The sequence below is a fragment of the Mucilaginibacter sp. P2_A4 genome (assembly GCF_056405015.1).
Genome location: NZ_JBFUCX010000002.1, coordinates 42,025 through 66,977, shown reverse-complemented (window position 1 = coordinate 66,977; position 24,953 = coordinate 42,025). Strand labels below are relative to the sequence as shown.

General features: G+C 39.8%; 14 protein-coding genes. 6 read left to right on the top strand and 8 right to left on the bottom strand.

Annotated elements, in window-relative coordinates; translation table 11 throughout:
* Complete coding sequence (locus AC1DYB_RS04270) at positions 1 to 1,587, top strand: efflux MFS transporter permease (protein ID WP_477432749.1); 1,587 nt, start codon at positions 1 to 3, stop codon at positions 1,585 to 1,587.
* Between the two features lie 314 nt (positions 1,588 to 1,901).
* Here the strand turns inward: AC1DYB_RS04270 and AC1DYB_RS04265 are convergent, their stop codons facing one another.
* The 7 genes from AC1DYB_RS04265 to AC1DYB_RS04235 form a co-directional block, all read right to left on the bottom strand.
* Complete coding sequence (locus AC1DYB_RS04265; protein ID WP_477432747.1) at positions 1,902 to 2,717, bottom strand: alpha/beta fold hydrolase; 816 nt, start codon at positions 2,715 to 2,717, stop codon at positions 1,902 to 1,904.
* Positions 2,718 to 3,144: 427 nt separating this feature from the next.
* Positions 3,145 to 4,026 (bottom strand): NmrA family NAD(P)-binding protein, encoded by an 882-nt coding sequence (locus AC1DYB_RS04260; RefSeq protein ID WP_477432745.1) that lies wholly within the window; start codon positions 4,024 to 4,026, stop codon positions 3,145 to 3,147.
* 482 nt (positions 4,027 to 4,508) lie between these two features.
* A complete protein-coding gene (locus AC1DYB_RS04255) occupies positions 4,509 to 6,956 on the bottom strand; it encodes a sensor histidine kinase (RefSeq protein WP_477432743.1) in 2,448 nt (815 codons plus the stop codon).
* An 84-nt stretch (positions 6,957 to 7,040) separates the two neighbouring features.
* Positions 7,041 to 8,999, bottom strand: a complete 1,959-nt coding sequence (locus tag AC1DYB_RS04250) for a sigma 54-interacting transcriptional regulator (RefSeq protein ID WP_477432741.1) — start codon at positions 8,997 to 8,999, stop codon at positions 7,041 to 7,043.
* A 34-nt stretch (positions 9,000 to 9,033) separates the two neighbouring features.
* The gene (locus AC1DYB_RS04245) at positions 9,034 to 11,418 is read right to left on the bottom strand and encodes a tetratricopeptide repeat-containing sensor histidine kinase (RefSeq protein ID WP_477432739.1); all 2,385 of its coding nucleotides are present in this window, start codon (positions 11,416 to 11,418) and stop codon (positions 9,034 to 9,036) included.
* A 147-nt stretch (positions 11,419 to 11,565) separates the two neighbouring features.
* Complete coding sequence (locus AC1DYB_RS04240) at positions 11,566 to 14,142, bottom strand: DUF5686 and carboxypeptidase-like regulatory domain-containing protein (protein ID WP_477432737.1); 2,577 nt, start codon at positions 14,140 to 14,142, stop codon at positions 11,566 to 11,568.
* Between the two features lie 545 nt (positions 14,143 to 14,687).
* Positions 14,688 to 16,193 (bottom strand): M1 family aminopeptidase, encoded by a 1,506-nt coding sequence (locus AC1DYB_RS04235; protein WP_477432735.1) that lies wholly within the window; start codon positions 16,191 to 16,193, stop codon positions 14,688 to 14,690.
* Positions 16,194 to 16,625: 432 nt separating this feature from the next.
* Here AC1DYB_RS04235 and AC1DYB_RS04230 point away from each other — a divergent pair, with 432 nt between their 5' ends.
* From AC1DYB_RS04230 to AC1DYB_RS04220, 3 genes are all read left to right on the top strand, one after another.
* A complete protein-coding gene (locus tag AC1DYB_RS04230; protein WP_477432733.1) occupies positions 16,626 to 17,507 on the top strand; it encodes an NmrA family NAD(P)-binding protein in 882 nt (293 codons plus the stop codon).
* Positions 17,508 to 17,534: 27 nt separating this feature from the next.
* Positions 17,535 to 17,999 (top strand): peroxiredoxin, encoded by a 465-nt coding sequence (locus tag AC1DYB_RS04225; RefSeq protein WP_477432730.1) that lies wholly within the window; start codon positions 17,535 to 17,537, stop codon positions 17,997 to 17,999.
* 184 nt (positions 18,000 to 18,183) lie between these two features.
* Positions 18,184 to 18,906, top strand: coding sequence for a hypothetical protein (locus tag AC1DYB_RS04220; protein ID WP_477432728.1), 723 nt, complete (start codon positions 18,184 to 18,186; stop codon positions 18,904 to 18,906).
* Positions 18,907 to 18,975: 69 nt separating this feature from the next.
* On the opposite strand, the gene AC1DYB_RS04215 is transcribed toward AC1DYB_RS04220, so the two are convergent.
* Positions 18,976 to 22,701, bottom strand: a complete 3,726-nt coding sequence (locus AC1DYB_RS04215; RefSeq protein WP_477432726.1) for a sigma-54-dependent Fis family transcriptional regulator — start codon at positions 22,699 to 22,701, stop codon at positions 18,976 to 18,978.
* 540 nt (positions 22,702 to 23,241) lie between these two features.
* On the opposite strand from AC1DYB_RS04215, the gene AC1DYB_RS04210 reads away from it, so the two are divergent.
* Both AC1DYB_RS04210 and AC1DYB_RS04205 read left to right on the top strand, forming a co-directional pair.
* The gene (locus tag AC1DYB_RS04210) at positions 23,242 to 24,054 is read left to right on the top strand and encodes an alpha/beta fold hydrolase (protein WP_477432724.1); all 813 of its coding nucleotides are present in this window, start codon (positions 23,242 to 23,244) and stop codon (positions 24,052 to 24,054) included.
* 20 nt (positions 24,055 to 24,074) lie between these two features.
* Positions 24,075 to 24,947 carry an NmrA family NAD(P)-binding protein gene (locus tag AC1DYB_RS04205; protein WP_477432722.1) on the top strand — a complete coding sequence of 291 codons (873 nt, stop codon included), beginning with the start codon at positions 24,075 to 24,077 and terminating at the stop codon, positions 24,945 to 24,947.
* Positions 24,948 to 24,953: the final 6 nt, after the last annotated feature.

The following is a 24,953-nucleotide window of genomic DNA, read 5'->3' as shown; positions in this document are numbered from 1 at the left end:
ATGTTAGAAAATAAAATTTTTTTTGAATGGGTACGTAAGGAACTGCATCTATTATTACTGGTTCTTTTATTGATTCCGCTTGGGTTTACCGGTGGAATTGTCAGCAATGTCTCAGGGTACATAACAGGAAGCCTTACCGCGATCCCGGCGGATATCACGATGGCCTCTTACGCACATACGATTGGTCTGATTATAGGGGTTCCATTTGTTTTGAGTTTTAAACAAATCATTACCAGCAAGAACCTTTTACTGGGAGTTTTTTCGGGTTTAATAATACTAAACCTCGTTATTCAATACACCGATCAGCCGTTGATCCTGGTAATGGCATCGTTTATTGCCGGTTTTTTCAAGATACTGGGACTTTTGGAAATCTTCGCAACACTGATTCCAATACTCATGCCCAAGGGCCAACGCTATCGACTATACGCAGTATATTACCCCGTTACGCTCATTGCTGGGCAGTTGACCACCATATTTATGGCCTATGTTGCAGATCATTTGAACTGGCAGTTTGGACACTTCTTTTTGATGCTCCCACTGCTGGGAGGAATCATATTAATACTGCTTTTCGTTCATCCTGAATTTCCCGGCGAGAAGATTCCGCTTTATAACTTTGACTGGCTCGGACTGGTCCTTATGACGATCAGTATGCTTTTATTAGATTATGTGCTTTCCTATGGCCTCACCGAAGACTGGCTTAAATCACGCAATATCGTTATTGGCATTCTCGCTTGTTTATTGACGCTCACATTGCTTCTCAGCCGAACCTATATTGTTCGCCAGCCTATGCTCAATCTGCACGTCTTGCGCTATAAAAATGTTCGCCTAGGATTGGTAACAATGTTCATTTTGAGCCTGTTTTTTGCAGCTAGTACCACACAGAACAATATGATGAACCTGATATTTAAAGGAAACGCAGTTGAAATAGCGCGTATCAATTTATATATGATCCCTGGCTTTGTAACAGCGACAATAATCGGGTATCTGTACTACCGGAAATTTACCAGTTTCAGGTTCATGATCATTTTTATTGTACTTTGCTACACAATCTCTTTCATCCAATTATACTTTATTACAACGCTTAACGCGACGTCACAGGACTTTTACCTACCAATGTTTTTCAGGGGAACGGCAATTTTACTATCCTACATGGCAGTTGGTATATATGTGGCCAACGGATTACCGTTTCTTGAGTTTTTTTCAGTTACGGTTTTTTATCTTGGTATGAGGGTCTTTTTCGGGCCGGCAGTTTGGTCTGCTTACTTATCTTATTTCTATTATCACCGGTTGATCCACAATGTAAACCTGCTCGCCACGAAGTTGGACCAGGGAGATCCCTTGTTTGTGGCTGCTTACAGTCCTGCCTACCACAGTGCCATAACAAACGGACAAGCATCGGATCTGGCTGTAAACTCAGGGCTAAGGTCCGTTTTCAATAATGTGCAGGCACAGGCAGCGCTACTGACAATTAAGGAAACCTTCGGAATGATTATCGTTATTGCGCTGTCGTTTATCCTGTTTTTGCTGGTTATCAAAATATATCAGAAGACAGCTCAAAACGGTGAAGAAGGATTTACGCTGATCTAACGGCAAAATCTGTTTAATACACCGGAACCTGATCGGGCCGCGTTAAAAACGAACGCATTGACAGCAGGTTATTGCGTTAGAATGGTTCGTTTGGCAGGCATCTTTTTTTCATAAAATGGTGTGCAAGAGGGACTGCTTTCGTTGGTTTACAATTACCAAAGTCAACGATGGTGCTTTTCAGGCAAGAACGGATACCTGACTACGAGCTTGCAAATAGGAATACGTGCTTTCGAAATTGGTACGGTACTGACTTATAAAATAAAAAGATCGCCCATAATCAAAGGCGACCTTTCTATTACAGTTGATTTAATTTTTTAGTTGGCAATTTTTTGCAGAATAATTGCCAGCGAATCAGGTTTCGCCAGGAAAGGAGAATGGCTTGTATTAAGCTGATATATGTTTTTTATACCCGCGGCAGCAACCATTCGTTTCTGTAGGGTGTAGGTAATGGCGTGATCCTGCAGCGTATGAATATAGTATTTAGCTACCACACCGTAGTTGGCTGCTGTAATCCTAGCGGAGTCACCAAAAGGAATACCGGGTTCCGTACGGTAGTTGTCCAATACCAGTGTCTTCGTTGCAGCAGAGCCATCCTGAATAAAGATGTCCGTGATCTTGTCATGAGGAAGATCGAGCGTGATCCCACCCTCCAGTTTAATGATGCTTTTGCCTAAAAGAGATTCGGCATCAGTATTAGCAAGATCTAAAAGGCTTTGATTGTTGCCAGGAAGAAACGCGTTAACATATACCAATTTTTCGATTTTAGTGGGAATTTTTTCCGCAACCTCTGTAATGACCATACCTCCCATACTGTGACCACAAAGAATTACCTTGGTTTTCAAACTATCAATTACATGAATCACCCTATCCCGGTAAGTGTCAAGGTGAATTGTATTAAACGGAGTCTTGTCTGATCCGTGTCCATTCAGTTGCACAACTACAACTTTTTGACCTTGAGCCTCCAATTTGCTTTTTACAGATTCCCATGCGTAGGGTGCTGACCATGCCCCGTGAACGATCACAAAAGTTTTGGTTTTAACGGCCGGAGTATCGTCGTCGTCTTTTGAGCAACCCGTAAAGGTTAATAATAGAATTGCTGCATACAATACAGCGGCTAATGATTTTTTCATTGTAGTGATTTTTAATAATAATTAATTGAACATTTGCTTACGCGAGCCCTTTAAAAAGCATTTTTCTGCGTTATACATGGTTATATTGCCAAACTGATGCCGAATAGCAATTATCTGATTTATAGATTTTTAAATAAAACGGAGTATTTGATACGATACTTTATATCATAAATCAACAAGTCGAAACGACCGGATCTCATCAAATGTGTATCAGTTTTATTGTCAAATGCGTATACCAATGAGCTGATTGATCAATTATGCTTTATAAACTGATTTAAGATCTGAGATTAATAATCTTTAAAGTGAACTTTATTGCCGTAAAACGGCATTAAGCTGGAGCAGCATTTATATTTGCCTTCTGGTGGATCTTGGATTATAATTCAAGCTTATCAACTTGCAATTTCTGCAAAAACGGTTAATTCCGACATTAAGCAGGTTCAGAAAAAAAACTTATGTGCTTTTTGATAAAATTATTTAAAGAGAGCGGTTTTCGGCCGGAAATTCTTTCAACCCAATCACCTGTTCCTGCCAATATTCCATCCTGAATATCCTGGGTTACTGCAGACATATGTTGTATGAAATGCGGAGAACAGTCCGCATTTTTCATTTTAGCGACAAATTCTGCCCGGTCAATAAATTCGTGAAAAATCTTTCGGTTAAGCAGCGTACTGATTATTTCTGACATTTCACCTTGTGACAATTCAACAGGACCAAAAAGCGGGTAGATCTGTCCCGAGTGAGGCTCTGGGTCTAATAAAATCGATGCAATAACTCTACCCACATCTTCGCCGGCAATTGGAGCGTAACGGGCATCACCAAATGGAGAAATGAATTTGTTGTTCAATTTCATTTCATGAGCAAAAAAAAGGAGCCATTCTGCTAATAATGTAGGCCTGAGATGCGTAACCGGCGTGCCCGAACGGTCGAAGACCCGCTCTGCAAACCAAAGGTCTTTTGCCGCTCGACTTTTAGCCATTCTTCGCGAAGTACACTGTGACAAGTTTACGATCAAACGCACATTCTCTTCCAACGCTGCTTGTGCAAAATAGGCACAGGCCTGCAGCAATCCCGGAGACTGCATTGGGTACATGAAGTAGGCACATTCTATACCTTTTAATGCTGCGCTCAAAGAATCAAAATCAGCGAAGTCCCCTTCTACTATTTCAACGCCCTGGTCAGCGAGTTTGTGAGAGCGCTCATCGATATTATGAACCATTGCTCTTACAGGTTCGCCTTTTTCCAGCAATCTTGTTATCGCATTCCTACCAGTCACACCTGTTGCGCCTGTAATTAAAACTTTAGTGTCCATGATTCTTTATTTCTATGGTTACCAGGAATCGTTCCTCGTCTTTTTAATGAGTGCGCATTTGCTTAGTTGGAAGATGTGCAGAACATATTCGCTTCCTGATCATGGAACTAACTTCAGGATATGTCCCTAAAAAAACATTCATTGCCAAGATCATTTTGATGGTCAGATTTCTCCTTGTTAGTCGACCACATAATCCTGGTCAAAAACCGGAAAATATATAATTAAATAAAATATTCATATATGATTATTATGGTTTATAAAGCAAGCCGGCGGCAGGGCTGCGCCCATCTAGTACTAATATGATGCCAACTTATTAAATAATTGATTTACAGCATATTGTCTAAATCACAGGAAAAATAGGCTTACTTTATATCATATTTAAACATTCAAAAAATGATATAAAGTGAACGGAAACAAGCAATTTTGCCAACAATCCATTACAATTTTAACATTGCATGTCAAAAAATGATTGCCGGATCTAACTAACAATAAATATTTTGGGGGGAACTAATATCCGACAGATCCTCTTCCAAAGAATTTATAGGTTTAAAGATAATTTTTACAAAAGTTCCATCGTCGCCGGTAATAGTCAGATCACCATCAAGTTGATTTGAAAGTCCATACATCAAGTTCATGCCTAAAGTGTTTCCTTTGATTTTAGAAAATCCTTGAGGTAAGCCACTTCCGTTATCGGATATCGATAACTCTATATAGCCTTTATCGTCATAGCCACCACGCACACTGATAGTCCCATCATTTCTGATGACAAAGGCATGTCTGAAGCAGTTTGTGATAGCCTCATTAATCAGTAAGCCAAGCGGTACAGCCTGCGCAACATCAATCTCCATATTGGCGATTGCCTGGCTAAACCGAATCTTCTTTTCCAGTCCAAGATTATCATTTAAGTACCCTCCCAACTCCGAAACGTAAGAGCCTATATTGATATAGCACAAACCCTCAGATTGATATAATTGCTGGTGAATAAGAGAAATCGCGAACATTCTGCGGCGACTATTCCCAATTGCTTCCTGCGCCTGGTTGTTTGATATGTAAAAAGATTGCATATTCAGCAAGCTCATCGTTACCTGGAGATTATTTTTGACCCGGTGATGAATTTCCCTCAGCAGCCACTCTTTTTCTTTCAGTAATTGGCTAAGCCTCCCCGCCGAAGTCATCAACTTTTTATGTTGGTTATCAATTTCAAGTTGTTGCGACTGAAGGAGCAGATTACTTTTTTGTTTGAGCCGATATCGGTTATAACCAACCCCTAAAACGATCAATAACATCAAGGCAGCGGCTATGGTAAGGTTGCGTTTGATTTTTTCTTGTTTAAGGGTGATTCGCTGCAATGAGGATTGGCGACCAAGCATTCGGATATTGCTGTTTTTTAGAAGTATGTCTTTGTCTTTCTTTTCGGTTTCATACTGGATATTCAGCAAGGAGATCTGCCGGCTATTAGATTCATTAAGTAAAGAATCCTCACCTCTTTTATAATTCTGATAATGCTTTATAGCCGAAAGATAGTTGCCAATTACTGAATCTGTTTTAAAAAGCCACAGCTCATATTCCTTATTAAATGTTTTAAGATTATTTTTCCTGCACAAATCCTGATAAACTTTTATGGCCTTTAATGCGGCTTTATCCTGCCCTGTGACATTATGATAACGGATTATTCCATTTAATGCGTCGAATTGATTAGTTAGTGCCAGATCTTTCAGCGGGACAATTTCGTTTAGTTGCCGTACGTAAACCTTAGCACTTTTAAAGTCCCTCAAATCGAGGTAAGTGTGCAGGGATATCGATGCCAGCTTTTCCTGGTCGTTCAGTCCCAGTTTAAACGCTTTATATTTCTGAAGTGCAAGCAGCAGCGTTCGAGCTTTATTTTTCCGGGAAATATCGCTGCTTTCTCGTAATTTCCCTGCTGTATACATGCCAAATTCAATGATCGCAGCGGTATCTTTAAGTTGCTCCATACTCTTCATCAGTACTAATGTTTCATCATATTTCTGATTAAAAAGTTGAGACATTCCCATATTAAAGGTTATTTCGGTCATGGCTGGTGTATCTTTTTGCATATAAGCTAGTCGTCTTGCTTTAAACAAATAGGATTGAGCTGTCTCATAGTTCGAAATACGATGATATGCCATGCCTGTGGTGTAATAGATATTTCTAAGTACCGGGGAGGTGCTGTCTCCTAAAGTTTCAATATTTTTGATCGCGAGAAGGCTAAATTTCAGCTCATTGATAAAATCTCCTTTTCTGCTCAACGCCCTGCTGGTCAGGTAATAAACAGAAGCCATCTCATTGTAGTGCACTGACTGATAAAACTTCAATGAAGTTTGAAGGTTTTCGAGAGCCTCCTTGTTTTTCCCAACCATTAATTGGATTTCCCCAATATCCTTGTAAGCATCTCCTGCCCGCTTCACTGCGCCGGCTTTGACAAATGCCTCCGCTGCCTTTTTAAAATAATCGAATTTCACTTCAAGGTTCGTAGCCTGATTGTCATAACGCTGCCCCATGAGAATATAAGTTTCTCCGACGTCCAATAAGTCCCCTGCTTGCTGAAAACAAATCAGGGCCTTGCGAATCAATTGCAATGCGTTTTCATTGTTGTTCTTTCTGATAAACACGAGTGCTGAGGCGAGCATTGAACGGCCATAACCGATTTTATACCCGATTTCTCGGCTTAGTTTATCACCCTGTGAAATAAAATATATAGCACTATCAAGATTTGCCTTTTCCCTTCCCGGCCTATCCAAATATAATTTACCCAGTATCAAATATATACCGACCCGCGCAGTGTCATTTTCCCTTTTGATTAACTGTATTTTCAGTAGCGTTATATTGTCGGGTTTGTTCCGCTGACTATAAGCCGGGTAACAGTAACTCAGCAGGAATAGAAGTGCGATCACGTTTATTTTTCTTTTCACAATAATAAGTTTATGAAGGTCATGTCATCAAATCGCAACAATGGCCGGCCGGAGATAATTCCTGATTTAGTTATGCACTTTAGACTATGTGGTGAATTTCTTTACAATTCCTAATTTGTTCATTTTAGAAATAAGGGTAGTTGGAGCCAGGTCAAGCATTTCCGCTGCCCCACCGGGCCCACCAATTCGTCCCCCGCATTTTTTTAGAACTGAAAAAATATACTCTTTTTCCATTTCCTTAAAAGTTTTAATGGGCGACTCTCCTCCGTTTGCTGCGGCCTCCTGCATTGTTTTTTCAGGAAGATCGACGTGTGTCAATATGTTTCCGTTCGTAAGTAGAATTCCGCGTTCAATAATATTTTCCAGTTCCCGGATATTGCCGGGCCAGTCGTAAGTTTTTAAAGCGTAACCGACCTGATCAGACATAGACGTCACATTTTTACCCATTTTTTTTGATAAGTTTTTAAGAAAAAAAGCTGATAATTCGGCGATGTCCTCTTTTCTTTTTCGCAGGGGAGGAAGAGTTAGCGGAAAAACGTTTAAGCGGTAATAAAGATCTAGCCTAAATCGACCTTCTGCCACTTCTTTTTCAAGATTACGGTTCGTAGCAGCGATTACACGCACATCAGTTTTAATGACTTGGCTACCTCCCACGCGAACAATTTCCTTTTCCTGCAAAACACAGAGTAATTTTACTTGCAGATCAAGTGGCAGTTCTCCGATTTCATCCAAAAAAATAGTTCCGCCAATAGCTTCTTCAAACTTTCCTATCCGTCGGTTTATAGCACTAGTAAAAGCACCTTTTTCATGCCCGAAAAGCTCCGATTCCATAAGGGCGGCAGGAATCGCGGCACAATTAACCTTCACTAACGGTTTCGTTTTGCGATCAGAGAGGCGATGGATAGCCTGAGCTACTCTCTCTTTCCCTGTGCCACTTTCGCCCAGAATAAGCACGGAAATATCGAATGGAGCCACCACATTGAGTTGTTCTTTTATGGTATCAAATGAATCACTGGAACCTACCAAACCGAGTTCCTCGTTTCTTGGCGGTATTTCAATTTCTGAAACCTGTTCCAGTAAAATCGTTCGAGCCTCATGTTGAATCTCGGCTCGGGGTGGGCTTTTGTGATAACTTAATAGTTTGTCTCCGATCTGGATCAGCAGAAGTTGTAATCGTTCCAGCCAGGCAACGTGTTCCTGTTTATAGCCTTTGCTGTCCCGACTGTAAAAAGAACACAAAAGCTTGTTCCTTATTGGCAATATGACCGGTTGCATCAAAACCGAACCCAGCTCGAATTCGCGGCTGATTATTTTTCTGAATGGATTTTGATTGATCATGTGCTCAAAATCATTCCCGCTGTAGTAAACCGCTTCGCTAGGAAAAACGCCGCTTGACTTTGCCGCAAGCAGCTGTTGTTCGGTTTTATCCACCCTGACCGCTAAGTGCTCGACTGACAGAAATTCAAACCCACCACCGCCATCCTTTAGAAATGCCATTCCATTGTGCCCGAGTGTTTCATCTTCCCAGCAAACAGCGAAATAATCGAAGGGAATATGCCTATTAAAAGCGGTCAGAATAGCTGCCATTTTTAATTTCCAATCACGGGAATTTTCCAGGACTTGCAAAACCTCAGCCTGTAACGCTACCTCTTTAATTAATTTATTTTCCAGATTATTCTCATGGCGATAAATAGCGATATCCAGCGCAACAAGTACGTCTTTTTCTCGAAACGGTTTGACCATAAAACCATAAGGTTTTGTCGCTTTTGCAAGTTCCAAAACGCTTTGATTTGAATTTGCCGAAACGTATATGAAAGGAATTTCCAATTCATTTAAAGATGCGGCAAGATCAAGTCCGGTTAATTTCCCGGTCAGTTGTATATCGACAAAAACCCAGGCGGGCCTTTTCAACTTTATTATTTCAAGTGCCTTTGGAACCGAAGGTGCGATTCCGCTGATTTCATAACCTGCTTTTTCAAGAATCTTTCTGAGATCCTCGGCAATGATGAACTCGTCTTCCACAATGAGTATTTTTCCGTTCATTTTTAATGTCTTTTATTTGATTTACTGTATTGCCCTAAGCCTGAATTAATTCGTCCTTCTCCTGATATGACCGATCCTGCAATAGTTTAAACTCGGCAAAAACGACATCAACTTTCGTCCCTTTCCCCCCTTGAATTCTGAATTCACCATCAATCTGCGCTGACAACCCAGCCATTAAGTTCATGCCCAAAGAATTTGACGATTGCGGATCAAAGTCAGATGGCAGACCGATTCCATCATCAGAAATTGAGAGTCGTAAATGCTGGTCACTTTCGTTTCTCAATAAAATTACAATTGTTCCGACTTGGTTATTTTTAAATGCATACTTCATTGCATTAGTAATAGCTTCGTTTAAGATAAGACCCAATGGGACCGCCTGCGAAATGTCCAGGGCTGTAGGCGAAACGTCTAGTATAAAATTGATATCGTCCCCTTTACTTAGACATTCCTTTAAATAGTTTACCAGTTCCGGAATGTAGGTCGACATATCAATTTGTGTTGCGGTCTCCGATTGATATAATTTCTGATGTATCAGAGACATAGCATGTATGCGGCGTTGGCTATCCTGGATCGCGTCTCGTGCTAACTCATTGTCAAGGTATGAGCACTGAATATTCAGCAAGCTCATCGATACCTGGAGATTATTTTTAACACGATGATGAACCTCACGGAGCAACCATTCTTTTTCTTTTAACAGGGAGGATTGTTCATTATTAAAGTTCTGCAGTGTATGATTTTGCTCATTGATCTCTGCTTGCTGAGCGCGCAGAAGCATATTACTACGCTGCTTTAGGCGAAATCGGTTGTAGCCAATCGCCAGAAAAAGCAACAGTAAAAGACTGGTACAGATCACAATATTGCGAATCGAACGTTGTTGTTGTAATTTGATCTGCTGTAATCGAGATTGCTTTGTTAGTAATTGTATATCCCTTGCTTTAAGTACGATGTCTTTGTTCTTTTTATCGGACTCGTACTGTACGTTAAGTAGCGCTGTTTGCCGGCTATTTTTTTCCACTAATATGGAATCATCTACCTTTTTAAATTCTTGATAATGTTTGATTGCAGATATATAGTTACGGGTTGCAGAGTCCGCTTTAAACAGCCAAAGTTGCTCCTGCGGCATAAATATCTTATAATTGTTTTTCTGGCAGAAATGCTGATGTTCAGCTATATAAGGATATGATTTTTTATATTGACCAGTAAATTGATGGTAAGTTATAATACCGCGTAGTGCTTTTTCATGAATCTCTCCCTGCAGATCCTTTTGCCGGGCTAGCACATTCAACTTTTCAAAATATTTTTTTGCTCTGTCGGGTTGCTTCAGATGAAGATAATTGGACATAAATAGATAAGCAAGTTCGACTTCCAGGCCAGGGCTTCTCGAAGATGAGTTGAGCCTTGTCAATTGTTTCATCAGCGGGATAACTTCCGTGAACTTTCCTAACTTCATTAAGGCGTATGATTTATTCAGGGTCATGGCAATAATGGCCGATGTATCTTTGTATTTATAAACTACACGCAACCCTTTATTGATATAGTCATCAGCGGCTGAATACTGCTTGGTCATATAATAAGAAAATGCTGCGCGGTAATAAATAGTACCGAGTTGGGCTGATGTATCATTTACTGATTCAGCAGTTTTGACAGCAAGTAAACTATATTTAAGTGCATCTACATAGTCACCCATTTTAGCTAAGTCGTATCCAAGGAGATCATAAACGCCCTGCATGTTTTTATAGCCGGTAGAAAGGTAGATCGATACAGCCGAGCGAAGATTTTTCAGTGCATCGCTATTCTGATTTGCGATTATCTGAAAGTCGGCAAGATCTTTTAAAGTGGTTGCCATCCTATTTTGAGAACCCGCCTGGCTAAAAAAAGATATGGCCTTTTTATAGTAATCTATCTTTTTGCTTATGCCCGGCTCATCATTGTTATAATGTTGGCCGATAATGATAAGGGCTTCAGCTATATCCGATTTGGAATTAAGCCCTGAGAAAATCCGTAATGCTGCTTCAGCAGATCGCATACCTTTTTCTTTTAATCCCTGATAATTATATATCATGGCCATAAGCAAAGCGATACGACCTGTTCCGCGTTTATCATGAAGTTTCAGGTTTAACCGTGAAGCTTCACCGATAAATAAAGTTGCGGAATCAGCATCCTTTAATTTACCTGCAGGTTTAAAGAGGTAGGAACGGCTTAAAGATATAATTATGTCGAATTTGGCTGAATCAGAATTTGCCCGCTGCAGAAGCTGCTTAAGTTCAGCGGTGCTCAGTTCGTGATAAGATTGCGCGTTGACATCCAGGAAACTGATCAACAGGATTCCTGAAATTAACAAAGCATATATATATTTTCTGTTGTTCATGCCGCGCCTGGTCGAACCATTGGTATCAATCAATTGCCAACGTTGTGCCACCGTATAAAACGCTATCAATCAACTATTTAATATCAAATAAATATGATTGCATTACTTTATTTCGTAAATAAACAACTGGAAAGTTGATATAAAGTAGTTACTCAAAAAGCTACAGTTAAATGCCGTGAAATTTAACCTTCGACTTTACTAAAATTGCAAAAGTATAAATACTCTGATACCATGCTTCGGGACATCGGGATGATCCAGATAACTAAAACGTTCAACATAATCCAGGCGTAGTACTTTGAAAATATTCCCTATTCCGATACTACCCTCCTGGTAAGGTCCATTGTCTAATGCATAAGTGAATGGAAGGCGATTTCTTAACGGAAAATTTAATAAATCAGGGTGAAGTGCCGGATTATTCTGGTTGCGGATACCACCCCATAATATCTTATAGGAGATAACTTCTCTTAACTTTAATTTCTCCAGAAAAGGAATTTTATTAAATATAAAGCCATTAAAGTTGTGATCAATATTAAGAGCGGCATAATGATCACTAACAAATTCCTGGAAATTCATCAGGTTGTATGATTGCAGCTGAAGTGCGTAACTTTGATTAGCATGGGCTATATCTAATAGTGGAAACGGAACTTTACCTGCTATATAACCACCCTCTGTGCTCACGTCAGAATAGCCTAGCTGGGACAAATAAAACCGTTTTGTAATGTTGGCTGTGAAATTTTCATACCTGTACTGACCGCCCAAAACACCCTTCAGCCCCTGCTGGTAGCGGATGGTGTATATTGGGTATTTATCTGGAATGGGGGTGCGGTATAGTTTGCCCTGGTAAAACTTCTCATGAGGCGCAAAGCGAAACTGAAGGTTGAACTGCACGTCTTTGACGCTTTCGACTGTATTTTTCTGTCCATTCATTGAGTTCTGGTAGTACAAGGCACCGCCTACATCTGGTCCCGCGGCATTTTGAGTCCATTTTTTAAACCCAACTTGATAGGAAATGTGGTTAAGGAATTCCTGAACATAGTCAAGCTTAAACACATCATTATAGGTCAGAATATCGTTGTAGCCGCGTTTGAATGAAAGCAAGAAGTTACTTTCCTGTACAAACTGCAATTCCTGTCCGGGTATTTTAGTGTCGTGTTGAAAACTGGCTCGGATAAAGCTTTGTGGAAAGGAATAAACGGATTTATTATTCAGGGAATATGTACCGCTTACAAAGTACTTCCATTTTTGATCCTTAAAACCATAAGCTCCATAAACTTCGGAATAGTAACGCTTACTCAGTGCCGTTGTTGTACGCCCGCCGACCCTAAGCCGGAACCCCTCAATCGGATTAAAACTATAAAATGTATTGAGCGGCCCGACCTCGAACGGCCCGAAACTTTTATACCCAGCTAATATCAAAGTGGCAATATCCATTGTTCGTCTAAACGATGGTAAATTTTGGAGACTATCAATGTTTTTATAGACATCCCTCTCGGTCGGCTTGAGGCTGTCCGGCCTGTTTTTCTGCCAATAGTCGTCGCTTTTACCTTCAGCATCAGCCATCACAACTTCGGCCGGACCCTGATAATTAGACAAGGGACGCGGTTTATTAATTATAAAATCACGTAGCATTACCACACGTTCACCGAGGATTCCTCCGCCTTTTTTCTTATTTAGACCGAATTCTATTTTAAGATCACTTTGGTTAAGATGATACCGACCGTCACTGGCTATTTCAAAAGCAAGAATGGCCTGCATTTGTCTGACAAAATTCAGGTTAATGTTTTTGTTAACGGACAACACTGCTTTTTCTACCGCATAATTTCCGTCCGCGGTGATGTATAATCTACCTTCAAATAACAGATCTGTACCATTTCGCGGAGTGAAGCTCAATTCTATCAGATTAGGCACGACATCTTTCAGCGTATCCGTAATAAAAAATTTATAGAAGCTTGGAGATGCATCCGCGATCGGGCTCAATAACTGGTTTCCGAGCATTGATATGTTATTATCATAAATATTAATGTCTTGATACATTCTGTTGAAATATGAGCTTAAGCCTTGATTGTCCACAAAATGTTCATCGTATTTAACTTGTTTGTCGGCCTCTATATATTGCTTTTTTGCAAAAGGCTGTTTTCGAAAGAAATTGTGCGAAAGCTTTTCCTCCATGTAAATCGGAAGCAGATTTTGGCCGCCAATCTCTGTGGAGTCTTGTTTTTGAAACAAAAACTGATAATTTTTAAAAACACCTTTTTGCTTAAATTTATCGGACAAATTACTCAATGCGAATACCATTTTTTCATATTGATGATATTCAGCGTAATTATAGTTTTCAACCCGGTTCTGGTCTTTATGGGCAATGACTTGCCTGATCAATTCTACGGCTGGGTTACCTTTATTTCGGTACTTAACTTTTTTTCCGGATCTGACTACAACTTCCTTAAGTAAATGCTCATCTTCAGCCAGACTTACATTGAGCGTTTGGGATTGGCCGGACAAAACACTCTTGATAACAGATCGGTAACCGATAAAAGAGAATTTTACCTGACTGAAATTACCGTTTGATTTAATCGAATAATGCCCGGTATTATCGGCACTTGTGCCAACCGTCGTCCCTATAAATGAGATGGTAACTGCTGGCATGCTTTCTTTTGACTTAGCATCGATAATGTTACCGCTTATGATTGTCGGTGCCTGGCCGTTAGCGAATGAACTCCATCCTGCAACAAATACCAATGCAAGAACAATGCTTTTTTTCAAATAGTTGTTTTCCATATCGTGTGTTTTTTTGAGTATGGTCAATCACTAACAATTAGCTTCTACCATGACTCAAACTCCAAACATTATGGATACCAATTATTCAACTATTTAACCAATCTAATAAATAACTGTTAGTCAGTATTTTATTCATTACAAAGTGAATTTTTTATTGTGATATATCGTAAATAAATGCCGGGAAGAACGATATGAGGAGAACTTCATTCCAGTTTTCCGCATATTCATTTTAAAACCAATTCATGTTTCGGCATCTCGCTTTCAATCAATCCACAGAGGTAAGTCAAAAGAACTTCAAATCAGGAGTTACCCCGGATACTAAACGTCTCAGCTATTATTTCAAAGAACCAAGCCTGCCTTAATCTAAAATTATCCCCCTACCCATTGGGTAGCAACCGAGATAGTAATAAATGTATTGATTCGTTGGATTATGATATGAATTGACAAATCAGGAAAGGTGGACCTGTAATACTTTCAGAACATAAATGCTAAAAAAATACCCAAAGAAGACCTTTATATGGCCGATGGAAAAAATATTGCCGGATTTAAAAATTGTATAAGTCATGTATATTGTAACCCGGGCTAACCGTTATCACAGGAACATCACCTTCAAATTTCACCTTAAAGCCTTTAATCAGCTGAACCTGATGAAAATCCAATAATTGTCCGTTCAGCAAATAATCATTTGTTTCCTCAATTACTTTTGTTTCCGAAAAAAATGCCGATAATTCTTTTTCATAATCTGTCAAAGTGATCGGTTTTTTTTGAGTTTGCACGTGTTTAAAAAAGGAAAGCAGGAACGACCTGATATTCTTATTTCCGTTTGTCTTTATTCGAATTTGATTATCCAGGTAGAAGGCATAAATAAACCCCCTTTGATAAGACAAAACCTCGTAATTATGGCTTTCCCAAAAATGCTTTTCAATTGAATCTGCGGGCATCTGGTTTACCGGATTAGTGTAGTGGCTTTTTAAATTCTCCACATTTAAGTGGTTTAAAAAGGAAGTTTCATCCATCATTCCAGCTTTCACCAAATTAAAAACTGATATATAATCATTAAATCCTTCCGAGAACCAGGCTGTTTCAAACCCTTTTGATTGGAGTCTTAAAACTTTTCCAATCCAGGTATGTGATGTTTCATGAGCGATAACTCGTTTCTTCATCTCATCATATGAGCCACTATATTTCATGATAAAGCCTTGCCCCAGATTTACGCCCGTGGCAGTAGAAGGCGGATTATTAAACAAAGGAAGCATGCATATAAAATAAGAACTTCCCTTATAGTCTGCCCAAAAATTACGGATTGAAGGGAAAAATTTAGTGAAAAAGGGTGAAATCTTCTGCTGCATATCATTCAGGCTATCTCTTTCCGTTGTAACAGCATAATATGGAATCCCATATACATCATATTTTTTAACAATAAGTTTTGGGTCGCCAACAAATAACAGGTTATCTAAGGCTTTTAAACTCAATGTTTGAGTCTCAAAGGGCTTGGCTTCAGGGGCCAGGGAATAGAAATAAGGTATGTTTTTGGGCCAAAATTTCCAAACTAGAGAGACAGTTTTATAGCTTGTATCAGGGCTGGAAAGAAACAAGTTGTAGCCGAGGCTATAAAGTGCTCCCTGATGGATCACCGGTCTGAATAATTCGTTGGGTCTTGCGCGTTTTTCATCTATCAACAGTTTGCCATCGATCTCATAGTGAATCGACTTTTCCCCCCTTCCTGAGTGCAAAACTTTGATTTTCCTAGCTTGCGAATCGATCAAGACTGAATCACCTCCCCCTACGGTTACGTGACTGATGATATCAAATATCTTTTTCTGCCCCCCTAGTTCAGGATGACCGTAATAAAAGATTGTACTGTCCTTTACAGGAGAAAAGTAAGCAAGATCGATACTTATTTTTGTAGAGCTGCCATTCCAACTTAGTTGATAGTTTAGCTGGGCCATATCCTGCAATGTCTGAGCGTACAAAACTTTTGTATTGAGCAAAATTATTGCCACGAGCATAACATTGCGAAAGCCTTTTATTGTTAACTGAAAGTATTTCATTTGTATTAAATTGCATGTGATAAATCAATTACGGAAGCACAGGTATTTGAGCAAATTCGCTTCCATTGTAAGCTATTGCCTAAAGTGCCGCTTATTCTTAAAGATATATTCAATAGAATTGACAGGGCCTCTATGTCACTCACTACCATGTTTTCAAGTGGAAAAAATCGATTAATTTTCATTATTTTCGATTTTATTTTAAAACCAGTTGCAAATTAAAATTATAACTCTACATTTGTACTGGTATTGTTTTGCAACCGCTTGCAAATGTAGTTCATTATTCAGATATTCCAAATTCAAACCTTAAAGATGGCTGTCAGCTGACAGCGTTTGGCTGAATGAATAAGCGCAATCGAATATTACAACAAATAAGCTGGTTGCAAATGACCAATGAAAACGTGTCAATAATTAGAAATAATAACAATTAAGATCATGAAAAGTAGAATTTTGGTAACCGGAGCAACCGGAGTTACCGGCAACTTCGCCGCAAGGCGGCTTTTAGAATTAAATGTGCCTGTGAGGGTTATGGTTCGTCAGCATGATGAACGATCAGAAAAATTAAATACACTTGGCGCAGAAGTTGTGTTAGGTGATTTTAACGATCTGGGCTCATTAAGCGCCGCGCTGCGTGGGGTTAACGGCGCCTATTTTGTCTATCCTGTGGCCCCCGGTCTTTTAGATGCAACCGCATTATTTGCCCAAGCTGCAAAAGAAGAGGGCGTTGGTCTTATTGTCAATGTATCACAGCGTACAGCATTGAGAAACGCCCCGAGCCATTCGGCACAGGCCCATTGGGTGGCTGAACGTCTCCTTGATCGTTCCGGAGTTCCGGTAACGCACCTGCAACCCACATTATTTATGGAGTGGCTCGCTTACTTTGGTCAGGAAATTAAAGATAATAACAGATTAATCTCTCCTTATGGAAGCAAAGCTAAATATGCATCAATTAACAGCGAAGACATTGGCCGAGTTGGTGCTGCTATATTGGCCAATCCCGAAGGGCATGCCGGTAAAACTTATCCGCTATATGGTCCAGACGAATTAACCCAGGAAGAAGTGGCATCGATTCTCTCAGGGGTGTTGGGCAGAGAGATCAATTACCTATCTATTGAACCCGATGCATTTTCCGATATTATCCGGTCAAGTAGTTCTCCATATAACACGCCATTCAATATTCAGCATATTGCCGCTATTGGACACATGTTCAGATCAGGAGAAATGGCTGGCCAGAACAATTTCGTAGAGCAGATAACCGGTACCAAGCCGCTATCTCTTAGCGATTTTATAAACAAAAACATTGAGCTTTTTAAATAGTCATTCTTACAATCAAATAATTAAAATATGAAAACCTTAGAAATTGGGGACAATGTTCCAAACTTTTCCCTTGTTGACCAAAATGGCATGCTGTTTAATATAGAAGACCATTTAAAATATCAAAAGCTGGTCATTTACTTTTATCCAAAAGATGAAAGTGCGGTATGCACCGCAGAAGCATGTGCCTTCCGCGACAGTTTTACTGACTTTATTGAAAGAGGAGCCCTGGTAATTGGGATAAATGAAGGCAGCGTTACAAGCCACAAAAAATTTGCAGAGAAAAATCGGTTACCTTTTTCACTGCTAAGTGACCCGCATAATGTAGTTAGGGAGTACTTCGGCGTGAAACCGTGGTTGTTTCTGAAAGGACGAGAAACATTCGTGACAGGAACAGACGGGAAAGTCGCATTTAAATTCAGAGCCTTTTTAAATGGTGAAGCCCATTCTCAAAAGGTGCTTGATTTTCTTTCTTCCGATCCCGTTACAGCTTAGTACTGCCTTAAATGTTTCTTTTTGTTACTTTATATCATTGGCAAAATGCTTATTTATGATATAAAGTAACCCTCAAGTTGAAGGAATTAAATAACAACCTGTAAATGAATTAATTACAAACTGGCCCTCTTATTGAATAGTACATATCAACATTCCATCGCTTAAACTCAAATTCTGTAATAACATGAGCCTACAAATTCCAAGTTACCTAGCCATAGTATTTGGCCTAATAACAGCAGCAACATACTTAATGTATATTTTAATTATAAACAAATCCACCTATTTAAGTGCGAAAGGGAAAATGGTAGTTTACCTTTTGATGTTTATCTGGTTAATTTTTCAGGGAGTCCTTGCGGGCAAGGATATTTACAGCACCAATCTGCAAAGCTTTCCGCCGAAACTATTTCTTCTTGGGATATTACCGCCAATTCTTCTCATTATTATCCTGATGATAACAAAAGGAGGCAAAAAATTTATAGACAGTTTACCGCTTAAAGAAGTCACTTATTTAAACACGGTCAGGATTTTTGTGGAGTTGGTGCTATTTGCGCTATTCATTAATAAGGCGGTTCCTAAAATAATGACATTTGAAGGAGGTAATTTGGACATACTTTCCGGGTTAAGTGCACCGGTTGTAGCCTATTTTGTTTTTTCGAAGACACCTTTCAAGCCCAGATTATTATTGGTCTGGAACATCATTTGCCTGCTTCTTTTGACCAATGTTGTTTCTAAAGCATTGTTATCTGCGCCATTTCCTGTCCAGAAGCTGGCTTTTGATCAACCTAATTGGGCAATTCTCATATTTCCATTTGTCTGGCTGCCAACTTTTATTGTTCCCTTAGTATTGTTCGGCCATGTAGCTTCTTTAAGAAGACTAATTGGAAAGAATGGACTTCCGGTAACATAATATATCCTTCAAAAGGTGCAGTTTTAGATAATCTAAAGTTGCACCTTTTCAAATGAGATAGCGAATCGTCTACTCCTGGATATATTCTTTTTTAATGCCGAGTCTTTTCATTTTTGAATTCAGCGTCGTTGACGGGATTTTAAGTGCGTCTGCAGCACCGCCTGGGCCGGCTACCTTACCTTTACAAGCTTTCAGTACATAAATGATATGCTCTCTTTCAACATCGTCAATAGTTCTAAAATCCCCAGTAGAGAAGTAAGACTCCAGTCCATCCTTTTCCGGTGACGGAATTTGCAATTGGGTTATCAGTTGCTGTGATGTCAACAAGATACTTCGCTCAATTAAATGCTCGAGTTCCCGGACATTACCGGGCCAATTATAGGCAGCCAATGCTTTAATGACTTTGGCTGAGAAACCAACTACTTTTTTCCCGGCTTTTTTCGAGTGCTTGGTCAAAAAATGAGCAGCTAAGAGAGGAATATCCTCCCTACGCTCTCTTAGAGGGGGGATGAAGACAGGAAATACGTTCAAGCGGTAAAACAGGTCACTTCGAAAATTTCCTAACGAAACTTCTTTTTCCAAATCCCGATTTGTAGCAGCAATAATCCGGACATCCGTTTTGATCACCGTCCGTCCGCCAACGCGTTCTATTTCTTTTTCCTGAAGTGCACGAAGCAACTTTACTTGTAGCTCTAGCGGCATTTCCCCGATTTCATCAAGGAACAAGGTGCTATTGTTAGCCAGTTCAAATTTTCCGATCCTTTTATCGGTAGCCCCTGTAAAACTCCCTTTTTCATGCCCAAACAATTCGCTTTCAATAAGGTTGGCTGGTAAAGTGGCACAATTAACCTTCACCATTAATTTCCCTTTTCTTGGCGAAGAATTGTGAATTGCGCGCGCAATGAGTTCCTTCCCTGTACCCGTTTCTCCCAAAATCAATACTGAGCTAGACGTTGGCGCAACACTTGTAACCAATCTAAAAACGTCGCGAAGAGCCGTACTGTTACCGACAATTTCGCTATAATTATTTGTAGTTTGTATTTCTTCCTGGAGATAACGATTCTCCACCTCCAGTTGTTTCTTAAAGTTAGAAATTTCAAGAACTTGCTGTTCAATCTTTTCGTTGGAAAGAATATTAGCGACGGCTGTCGCTAACTGAGAGGAAATACCATGAAGCAAATTTAAATGCTCAGACTTAATCTTATTAGGTTCTTCGATAAAAATGCCGAGCATTCCTGTTCTCCTCTGTCCATTGGTCAAACCTATCAGAACCATTTCTTTAATACCGCTGCTGTAACTCATTTTAATATGACCGGGTAAATCGTTTCTGTTTATGATATCAGTAAGATTAAAAATAACCGGCCGCCCTGTATTAAATGCAACGCTAAAGAATCCATCGTTTATAGGAATTTTTGACAATGCAAAATCCTGATAGTCGGGATGAATTCTATTCTTTGATTTTGGATCCAAAATCATGGATGCCAATGAATTTCCATCTTCTGTGACTTTTGCAAGCATAAAGTGGCTGTAAGTAAAAAGACTACGCAGTCGCTGATCAAGTACCTTATACAAATCAACTGTCGTACGTACACCGGCAAGGTCGTTACTCATCGATAGTAAAACAGATTTCTCATGGTCTCTTTGGACGATCTTTTCATCTGCAACAATATTTGCGACTGCATTAGACATTTGATAGGATAAACCACGAATCAACTCGAGCTGTTGCGAATTAAAACTATTTTTCAAATCAGACATCAGCATTAAGAATCCAATAAGGTTATTTCCTGAATGTAGCTGGGCGAACACAGTTTCCCGCATCCCGCAATCGTAGTTCATATGCAGATATGCAGGGCAATCCTTTTGAAGAATTAGATTGGCAAGATCGAACACTTTGGGTGCATCCGAAGCCAGAACATGTTGGATAATTGCATCATCCATTGGGTACTCGCTTTCAGATATACTTAGATAATCCTGATGGTTCAGACATCTTGAATTAGGGTCAAAAATATAGCCGTTGTAGGTCTTTTTTTCATTGTCAACCAGCAAGATAGTAGCATGATCAAAATAAAAGATCGACTTCAATCGCTCATGTAACACTTTAAGAAGATCTGATTTAACACGGATGCAGGCCAGGTCGTTACTAATATTCAGCAATATCCCCTTCTCTTCCTCCTTACTTAATAGTTCTTCGTATGCAAGAATGTTTGATATTGTAATTGCGAGTTGGTTGGCTATTCCCTGGATCAGGTCAAACTGTTTAGGGTGATAGGTATTGTTTTGTTCGGAGAAAATGTAAAGCCCACCAAAAATTCCATCCTTGTTATACATTGATGTGCCAACGAATTCCACGATCCCTGTTTTACTGTAAAAATCTATATACCTGGATGGATTGGATAATTTGAGCAACTCGTCCACGCGGAATATAACAGGTTTGCCATTTGCTAAAGTTTGTTCGACTACGGAATCGTTAATGGGCGAATGCACCTTTGATGCTTCACTAAATTCTGGATGCTCCGACCGTTTTTTTTCAGCAGAAACCAAGTATCCGTGATGCGTTTTTTTTTGAAAATCGTATAGGGTGACCGAAATGTCATTAAAGGGAATAAGCTTCCGGATTGTACCCTTCAATATCTCCAATAATTGTTTTTGATCGCGAATGCTGGCTATTTCGCCGCTAAGTGAGAGTAATGCTGATTTTTCGGATTCTTTCTCCTTAAGATTTTCAGACAATTGGATTCCCGTGATCGCAAGAGACAGGCGACCTGCCATGGTTCGGAGAATCCTTGTCTGATGCCCCGAAAAGGCAATGTCGGATTCAGTAGTTAAGTAAATTCCACCAAAACTAGCTTTCCCGTCTTTTAATGGTACCGCCAAAAGGTGTTTGACACCTGTGTCCTTGAACAAATCATAAATGTTGCCATCTACCCCAATATCGCTGAGCGCATGACAATCAAACTGTATTGGGTTAGACTGTGACGATAAAATCTGAACCATTCGGTTTGCCTGAGTAAATTCAGCGGCCACGAAATGTTCAATTATCGGATGGTCCCGCCGCTTCTCGTCAAAATGACTGTCTAAAAAACGATAGGATTTCTTATCTGCGCTAATACATGTTATCCAGATATCATCGAAGGGAAGCAAGAATTTTAAACGCTCATAAATAGTTGGTAACAGCGTCTGTTTATCTTTAATACCATTGATGTCATCCAAAAGTGTCAGCAATATTTCCTTTTCATAATCCAAACGCCTGTTATCGTCTTTAAGTGCTAATATTCGTAAGCAAGAGAAGAAGGCCGGACTGAGTTCTCTAATTTCATTTCCTTTTTCCAAGAATGTATTCGGGATTTCTGCAAAAAACACGAGCACCTCGGTCAATTCACCTTCATCGAACAACGGGTATATCGCAATATCAGCAGCCGGTATAGTCAATAAAACGCGTGATTTGGCTGAAAATTCAATGGATTGCTTGAAGTCTTCCTTCGACAGGAATATGGCGCCTTGCTCCGCTGTAAACGAATTTAGAAACGGATCTCCTACTGGCAAGTTTATCGCCGTGTCCTGCAGGGTTTCATCAGCCAAATAAATGTCAAAGGAATTATTTAAATGATTTTTTCGTAGCAATAAGTAAGCACTATACGATATCAGTTCTTGTAAAATTCCTTCTAAAAAAGCTTTAAAGTCTAGTTTACTCTTAACTTCTAAAATATAAGGAACTGCCAGGTTCAGTAAATTCTTATGTGCTCCATCCGGCAACATGGCGTCTCGATTTGTTTCAATGTTTTCAAAATTTTTCATGCAAGGGTATTTGTTTTCCCACGCTATCTGCGTATCGGAATCTTATTCAAGCCGAAATTTGTTAAAGCAATTAGTTCTCAAATTACCAGTATACTGCTAACTTCATTCCAGTTTATAACTAACTGATTAGCAATAACTAACATCAATTTAAGATTGAGTAAATTACTTTATTTAGTAAATAAACAATCTAATGACGATATAAGGTAACACATTCGTTTATGCATTATTTCTGTGACGACATCCGGTAATAACTTCCGAAATCCAATATGGCCCAGCAAAATTATAAAATTCGATATAGTAAAATCAGTCATTAAGGTACTGATTATATTTGAGGTTAAACCTAATTTTTCCTGGGTTTTCTCCTGCTCCATATTTTGCTACGTCATTTCATATTGAAAATCGGTTAAATATGAAATATCGTAACAGTTCCTAAGGCAGGAATATACAATTTGCTAATTATTAACACTTTACAACATGGCACCAAAGTGGACAAGTCAATAATGCGGTATTAAATTTTACAGCCGTCTAAATTGATTAAAAATGAAAACAACAGCTTTATCCGTACTACTTTTAATTTCAGTAGTCTTTGGTTCTGTGGCAGCCAAAAATCCGAAAAATCCAACAGAAAAAACGAGCAGGACATTCGTGCTTGTCCATGGCGCATGGATGGCCCCTTACGCTTGGGAAAATGTGACAAAATCATTAAAGAAAGCCGGCGCGAAAGTGGTCGTAGTTGAGTTGCCGGGTCATGGAAGTGATACGACTGCTTCACAATTGCTTAGTCTGGACGCTTACAAAAGCAAAGTCGCAGATGCCATCAACAGCGTCGATGGAAAGGTGATATTAGTTGGTCACAGCCTTGCCGGCATGATCATTTCTGCAGTAGCTGAATCGTATCCCGATAAAATCGAGAAACTGATTTATGTAGGTGCATACTTACCGGCCAACGGACAATCATTACTTGCCATTGCTTCGACTGACGCAAAATCGTTGCTTGGTCCGTCCCTTATCCCCTCTGCTGATAAGCTTACCCTTGACGTGAAGCATGAAAACATTATTAATATTTTTTGTGCTGACTCATCACCAGCAACTCAGGCGCTTGTAATGAAAAACTATAGGGTGGAGCCTGCCATTCCATTTACTAACCCGGTAACATTGACAAATGAAAATTTTGGCAAAGTGAACAAAGCTTATGTCCACACTTTACAGGATCACGTTATCAGCATAGAAGTTCAGCACCAGATGGTAAGCGCGAGTGGCGTAAAAGAAGTATATTCCCTTAACAGCAGCCATACGCCTTTTCTGTCTATGCCCGATAAATTAGCAAGTCTGCTAATAAAAATTGCTCAATAATAGACGTTAAAAATAAAATAATGGAAAAGAAAATACTGATAACGGGTGCTACCGGTGCCACCGGTAGCATTGCAACCGCAGAATTGCTGAAACAACATATTCCGGTACGGGCACTGGTCCACAAATCTGACGAACGATCCGAAGAACTGGCGAGCCTTGGCGCAGAAATAGTCGAAGGTGATCTTACAGATTTAGATTCAGTCAGCCGTGCTATGGAAGGCATTTCAGCCGCTTACTTCGTCTATCCTATACAGGTTCCCGGAATACTAGACGCAACGGCATATTTTATCCAGGCGGCACTGGAAGCTAACGTAGCACATATCGTGAACATGTCTCAACGCACCTCAAGAAGAGAATCTCCAAGTCATGGCGCTCAAAATCACTGGATATCGGAAAGGCTATTTGACCACAGCGGAATTCCCGTTACCCATTTACGTCCAACGCTGTTCGCGGAATGGTTGATGTATTTCGCTCCGGAGATAAAGCACCATAACCGCCTGTTAACGCCATTTTTTAATTCGAGCTATGCACCTATCGCCGGAGAAGATACTGGAAGAGTAATTTCAACAATCATGGCAGACCCCGACCGGCATGCGGGACAAACCTATGAACTTTACGGACCAGAAGAACTGAGCCAGCAGGAAGTAGCAGAGATTCTTACAGAAGAGTTAGGCCGGCCGATCGACTTTGTGCCTATGGAGGTGCAGCAATTTGCTGGAGTCTTAGCGGCAAACCATTTCACTCCATATTTCATACAGCATATTGAGGGGATTACAAAAGATTTCAATAGCGGCGAAACCAACGGCATGAATGACAACGTTGAAAAACTCACCGGAACTAAGCCGATATCTGTCAGAGAATATATAAAAAAGAATCTAAATCTATTTTCTTAACGCATG

Excerpts from the sequence above, each read along its gene's own strand:
- AC1DYB_RS04270 (WP_477432749.1), top strand. The coding sequence starts at position 1 with ATGTTAGAAAATAAAATTTTTTTTGAATGGGTACGTAAGGAACTGCAT.
- AC1DYB_RS04265 (WP_477432747.1), bottom strand. The coding sequence starts at position 2,717 with ATGAAAAAATCATTAGCCGCTGTATTGTATGCAGCAATTCTATTATTA.
- AC1DYB_RS04260 (WP_477432745.1), bottom strand. The coding sequence starts at position 4,026 with ATGGACACTAAAGTTTTAATTACAGGCGCAACAGGTGTGACTGGTAGG.
- AC1DYB_RS04250 (WP_477432741.1), bottom strand. The coding sequence starts at position 8,999 with ATGAACGGAAAAATACTCATTGTGGAAGACGAGTTCATCATTGCCGAG.
- AC1DYB_RS04240 (WP_477432737.1), bottom strand. The coding sequence starts at position 14,142 with ATGGAAAACAACTATTTGAAAAAAAGCATTGTTCTTGCATTGGTATTT.
- AC1DYB_RS04235 (WP_477432735.1), bottom strand. The coding sequence starts at position 16,193 with ATGAAATACTTTCAGTTAACAATAAAAGGCTTTCGCAATGTTATGCTC.
- AC1DYB_RS04230 (WP_477432733.1), top strand. The coding sequence starts at position 16,626 with ATGAAAAGTAGAATTTTGGTAACCGGAGCAACCGGAGTTACCGGCAAC.
- AC1DYB_RS04225 (WP_477432730.1), top strand. The coding sequence starts at position 17,535 with ATGAAAACCTTAGAAATTGGGGACAATGTTCCAAACTTTTCCCTTGTT.
- AC1DYB_RS04220 (WP_477432728.1), top strand. The coding sequence starts at position 18,184 with ATGAGCCTACAAATTCCAAGTTACCTAGCCATAGTATTTGGCCTAATA.
- AC1DYB_RS04215 (WP_477432726.1), bottom strand. The coding sequence starts at position 22,701 with ATGAAAAATTTTGAAAACATTGAAACAAATCGAGACGCCATGTTGCCG.
- AC1DYB_RS04210 (WP_477432724.1), top strand. The coding sequence starts at position 23,242 with ATGAAAACAACAGCTTTATCCGTACTACTTTTAATTTCAGTAGTCTTT.
- AC1DYB_RS04205 (WP_477432722.1), top strand. The coding sequence starts at position 24,075 with ATGGAAAAGAAAATACTGATAACGGGTGCTACCGGTGCCACCGGTAGC.